Source organism: Paraburkholderia sp. (assembly GCF_035656215.1).
Classification (GTDB): domain Bacteria; phylum Pseudomonadota; class Gammaproteobacteria; order Burkholderiales; family Burkholderiaceae; genus Paraburkholderia.
The window spans coordinates 1-5,185 of sequence record NZ_DASRSY010000029.1 but is presented as its reverse complement, the minus strand read 5'-3'; the positions used below and the strand labels follow the sequence as shown (position 1 = coordinate 5,185).

The window sequence follows — 5,185 nt, the reverse complement described above, 5'->3', positions numbered from 1 at the left end:
ACTCGATAAAACTCGCCGCCGCCCGCGTGTGATGGCGATTCGGCATATAGAGCATGTACATATTCGTACCGAAGATGCTTAAACGCCATTCATCGAGCGCCGTCACCACATCCCCACGACGCAGGTCGTCCTGCACAACATAGTCTGGCACCAGGCCGACACCCAGCCCGGCCAGTACCGTCTCGCGCAAGAACAGAAAGTTCTCGGAAATAATCGTCGGCTCCAGCAGCACTTCGTGGCGTTCATCGCGCAGATAAGCCGCCACCCGCAACTGCCTGCCGACCACCGCCGACGTAATCAACGGCGCAGTGCGCAGATCATCGAGTCGCACCGGCATACCGCGACTTTCGGCAAAATCCGGCGATGCGCAAGCAACATATCGCACCGGCCCCATGTCGCGCGCGACGAGATTCTGCGGTGGCTCCGACATGACCCGAACCGCGATGTCGACCTCGTCGCGCATCAGATCCTCAACGCGATTCTCGAACATCACGTCCAGCACGATGCCCGGATAAAGACGCTTGAACGCGATCAGCCAATCCGACATCACCAGTTGCCCGTAGCCGCTCGGCACACTCAACCTCACGCGCCCCTGCAAACTCTGCCCGAGCGTGGTGACCGACTCGCGCGCGGCCAGCAACGCATTCTGGATCGTGCGGCCATGCTCGTATAACTGCAAACCGATTTCGGTCGCCTCGACCCGGCGCGTGGTGCGTCTGACCAGTTGTAGCCCGATCGAGCGCTCCAACTGGTTCAGGTGGTAACTCACGTTCGCCCGGCTCATTTTCAGCCTGCGCGCGGCTTCACTCAGGTTGCCCGCATCGAGGATATCGACCAGTAAGGTCAGCGAATTGACGTCCATGGCACGGCCTTTGTCAAAATAATTTTGACAGTCTGTCAACCCTCTATGTAATTGTCAATAAACCTTGACCAACCGACAATTGGAGAATTCGCCAGACCCGGCATGCCCGGTCTGCCCCGATCTGGTCCGGTAACAATCAGGAGACGACACGATGACCCTCAACCCTTCCGTCGACGTTGTGACGCGCGAATTGCGCGGCAAAGTCCTGCTGGTCACGATCGACCACGCGCCGGTCAACGCCCTTTCCGCGGACGTGCGGCGCGGCCTGCTCGCCGCCATCGAAGCGGCGGATACCGACAAGGCCGTCGAGGCCGTGCTGATCGTCGGCGCCGGGCGCAACTTTATCGCGGGTGCGGACATCCGCGAGTTCGGCAAGCCGCCGGTGCCGCCTTCGCTGCCCGACGTCTGCAACCGCGTTGAAGCCTGTACGAAACCGGTGGTGACCGCCATTCACGGCGCCGCGCTCGGCGGTGGCCTCGAAGTGGCGCTCGCGGCGCACTACCGGCTCGCCGTGGATGGCGCGAAGCTCGGTCTCCCCGAAGTGCAGCTCGGCCTGCTGCCGGGCGCAGGCGGCACGCAGCGCACGCCGCGTTTGATCGGTGCGCAGGCCGCCCTCGACCTGATCCTGAGCGGCCGCCACGCCAGCGCGAAAGAAGCGCTGGCGCTCGGCCTCATCGACCGGCTCGGCAGTAGCGACGACGTCCTTGCTGAAGGACTCGCCTACGTGCACGAACTGCTGGCCGCCCACGCTCCCGTGCGGCGCACGCGCGATGCCGCTGCGCTAAGCGACCGCGCCGCGAGCCTCGCCGCCGTCGCCACGGCGCGTGCGGAAACGGCAAGGAAATCGCGCGGTCTGTTCTCTCCGCTCAAAATCGTCGATGCCGTGGAAGCCGCCGTAGAACAGCCTTTCGAAGACGGGCTGCGACTCGAACGCAAACTGTTCCTGCAATGCATCGACAGCCCACAGCGTGCAGGGTTGATTCACGCGTTCTTTGCCGAGCGCGAAGTGCTCAAGGCGCCGGAAACACGCGATGCAAAACCACGCGCGCTGAATAAGATCGGCGTGGTGGGCGGCGGCACGATGGGCGCGGGCATCGCCGTCGCGGTGCTCGATGCAGGCTTGCCGGTGACCATGATCGAACGCGACGACGCGTCGCTTGCGCGCGGCCGCGCGCACATCGAAAAGGTCTACGACGGCCTGATCGCCAAAGGCCGCATGAGTGCGGAGAGAAAAACCGACGTCATGACGCGCTGGCAAGGGAGCACCTCGTACGACGCGCTCGCAGACGCCGACCTGGTGATCGAAGCCGTATTCGAAGACCTGTCCGTGAAAAAGGCCGTGTTCACCGAACTCAATCGTGTCTGCAAAGCCGGCGCGGTGCTCGCCACTAACACGTCGTATCTCGACATCGACGCGATTGCGGCCAGCGTCTCGCGCCCCGCGGACGTGATCGGCCTGCACTTCTTCTCCCCCGCCAACATCATGAAGCTGCTGGAAGTGGTGGTGCCGAAGCAGGTCAGCGCGGACGTCGTCGTCACCGCGTTCGAACTCGCGAAGAAGCTGCGCAAGACACCGGTGCGTGCCGGCGTGTGCGACGGCTTCATCGGCAATCGCGTGCTGGCGGTATATCGCAGCGCGGCGGACGCGATGATGGAAGACGGTGCATCGCCCTATCAGATCGATGCGGCGGTGCGTGCGTTCGGCTTCCCGATGGGTCCGTTCCAGGTGGTCGATCTGGCGGGTGGCGATATCGGTTGGGCCGCGCGCAAACGGCGCGCGGCCACGCGGAACCCCGAAGCACGTTACGTACAGATCGCCGACCGTCTTTGCGAACGCGGCTGGTTCGGCCAGAAGACCGGCCGTGGTTTTTATCTGTACCCCGAAGGTTCGCGCAGCGGCACACCCGACCCTGAGGTCGAAGCGATCATCGAAGCCGAGCGTGAACGTGCCGGCATCACGCCGCGCACTTTCACCGACGAAGAAATCATGCGCCGTTACATGGCCGCCATGATCAACGAAGGCGCCAATGTCGTGCACGAAGGCATCGCGCTGCGGCCGCTCGACGTCGACGTGACCTTCCTCTATGGCTATGGCTTTCCGCGTTATCGCGGCGGTCCGATGAAATACGCTGATACGGTGGGCCTCGCCACAGTTCTCGCGGACATCCGCGAGTTCGCCAAAGAAGATCCGCTGTTCTGGCAAGCGTCGCCGCTGCTGGTCGAACTGGTCGGGCGCGGCGCCGATTTCGCGAGCCTCAATCAGACGGCTTGAGACGACACATCATTTGGAGCATGCTCGACCGGTGTGACCTCCTCACCGCCGGTCGGCCGCTCCGATAAATATCCAGGGAAGAACCCGTTATGGATCTGAATTTCACACCTGAAGAAGAAGCTTTTCGCGCCGACGTGCAGCGTTTTTTGCGTGACAAGCTCCCGCAGCGTCTCGCCGACAAGGTACACGGCGGCCGCCGCCTCACGCGCGACGACATGGCTGAGTGGCACGCGATTCTCAACGCGCAAGGCTGGCTCGCCAATCATTGGCCGAAAGAGTACGGCGGCCCAGGCTGGAACGCCGTGCAGAAATTCATCTTCGAGAACGAATGCGCATTGGCGGGAGCACCGCGCGTGGTCCCATTCGGCGTCAACATGCTCGGACCCGTGTTGATCAAATACGGCAATGAGGTGCAAAAGCGCCACTGGTTGCCGCGCATTCTCAACGGCTCTGACTGGTGGTGCCAGGGCTACTCGGAACCGGGCGCGGGCTCTGATCTCGCCGCGGTCAAGACCACCGCTGTCCGCAGCAGCGATGCACAAGGTGAGCACTACATCGTCAACGGCCAGAAAACGTGGACCACGCTCGGCCACTACGCGAACATGATCTTCTGCCTCGTGCGCACCGCCACCGACGTGCGCAAGCAGGAAGGCATCAGCTTCCTGTTGATCGACATGAATACGCCTGGCGTCGAAGTGCGGCCGATCATCACGCTCGATGGCGAGCACGAAGTCAACGAAGTGTTTTTCACGGACGTGCGCGTGCCCGTCGAGAACCTCGTGGGTGAAGAGAACAAGGGCTGGACCTACGCCAAATACCTGCTCACGTATGAGCGCACCAATATCGCGGGCGTCGGCTTCTCAGTGGCCGCCTTTAACCGGCTGCGCAAGATCGCCGCGAAGCAGCAGCGCAACGGCCGGCCGCTCGCGGAAGATCCGTCGTTTGCGGCACGCATGGCGCGCATCGAAATCGATCTGGAGAATATGAAGACCCCCACTCTGCGCGTGATCGCGGCGGCGGCCGGTGGTGGCGTGCCGGGCGCGGAGAGTTCGATGCTGAAGATTCGCGGCACCGAGATCCGTCAGGAAATCTCCTCGCTCACGCGTCGCGCGATGGGTCCCTATGCGCAGCCGTTCGTGGAGGAAGCCTTGCAAGATGGTTTCGACGGCACGCCAGTCGGCCCCGACGAAGCCGCGAGCGCTGCCTCGCTCTATTTCAACAACCGCAAGCTGTCGATCTTCGGCGGCTCCAACGAAATCCAGAAGAACATCATTTCCAAAATGATCCTGGGACTGTAAGGGGCAAACGCCATGAATTTCCAGCACACCGACGACCGCCGCATGCTGGCGGATACGCTCAACCGTTTTATCACTGAGCAATACGGCTTCGAGACGCGCGATCGGATCGCACGTTCGCCGGAAGGTTTCAGTTCCGACCTGTGGAATCGCTTCGCGGAACTCGGCATTATTGGCGCATTGTTCGATGAAACGGACGGTGGCTTTGGCGGCGGCGGCTTCGATATCGCCGTCGTATTCGAAAGCCTGGGTCGTGGCCTCGTGGTCGAGCCGTTTCTCGATACGCTGATCGTCGGCCAGGCCATTGCACGTGACGGCAGCGAAGCGCAGAAAACCATGCTGGCCGAACTGATCGACGGCTCACGTCTGGTTGCGCTCGCGCACGGCGAGCCGGACGGCCACTACGAACTCTCACGCGTGACGACGCGTGCGGAACGCAACGGCAACGTGTGGAAGCTGAACGGTGCGAAAGCGGTCGTTCAGCACGGCGAGAACGCTTCCGTCTTTCTGGTCTCCGCGCGTACGGACGGTGCCGACGATGCCGAAGCCGGCATCATGCTCTTTCTCGTACCTCGCGATGCAGCGGGCGTCAGCGTTCGCGGTTATCGCAAGATCGACGGCGGCCGCGCAGCCGAGGTTACGTTCGACAACGTCACGCCAGGCGACGACGCACTGCTCGGCACGGCCGGCGAAGGTTTTGCGACGCTCGAGTACGCGATCAGCTGCGGCGTGCTTGCCTTGTGCTCCGAAGCAGTC

General features: G+C 62.7%; 4 protein-coding genes. 3 read left to right on the top strand and 1 reads right to left on the bottom strand.

Annotated elements, in window-relative coordinates; genetic code table 11:
- The coding region (locus VFE81_RS01545) for a LysR family transcriptional regulator (RefSeq protein WP_325042909.1) at positions 1 to 862 on the bottom strand (862 nt) is incomplete at its 3' end.
- 151 nt (positions 863 to 1,013) lie between these two features.
- On the opposite strand from VFE81_RS01545, the gene VFE81_RS01540 reads away from it, so the two are divergent.
- From VFE81_RS01540 to VFE81_RS01530, 3 genes are all read left to right on the top strand, one after another.
- Complete coding sequence (locus VFE81_RS01540) at positions 1,014 to 3,134, top strand: 3-hydroxyacyl-CoA dehydrogenase NAD-binding domain-containing protein (RefSeq protein ID WP_325042908.1); 2,121 nt, start codon at positions 1,014 to 1,016, stop codon at positions 3,132 to 3,134.
- Between the two features lie 89 nt (positions 3,135 to 3,223).
- Positions 3,224 to 4,432 carry an acyl-CoA dehydrogenase family protein gene (locus VFE81_RS01535; RefSeq protein WP_325042907.1) on the top strand — a complete coding sequence of 403 codons (1,209 nt, stop codon included), beginning with the start codon at positions 3,224 to 3,226 and terminating at the stop codon, positions 4,430 to 4,432.
- A 12-nt stretch (positions 4,433 to 4,444) separates the two neighbouring features.
- A partial coding sequence (locus tag VFE81_RS01530) for an acyl-CoA dehydrogenase (protein ID WP_325042906.1) occupies positions 4,445 to 5,185 on the top strand: 741 nt, incomplete at its 3' end.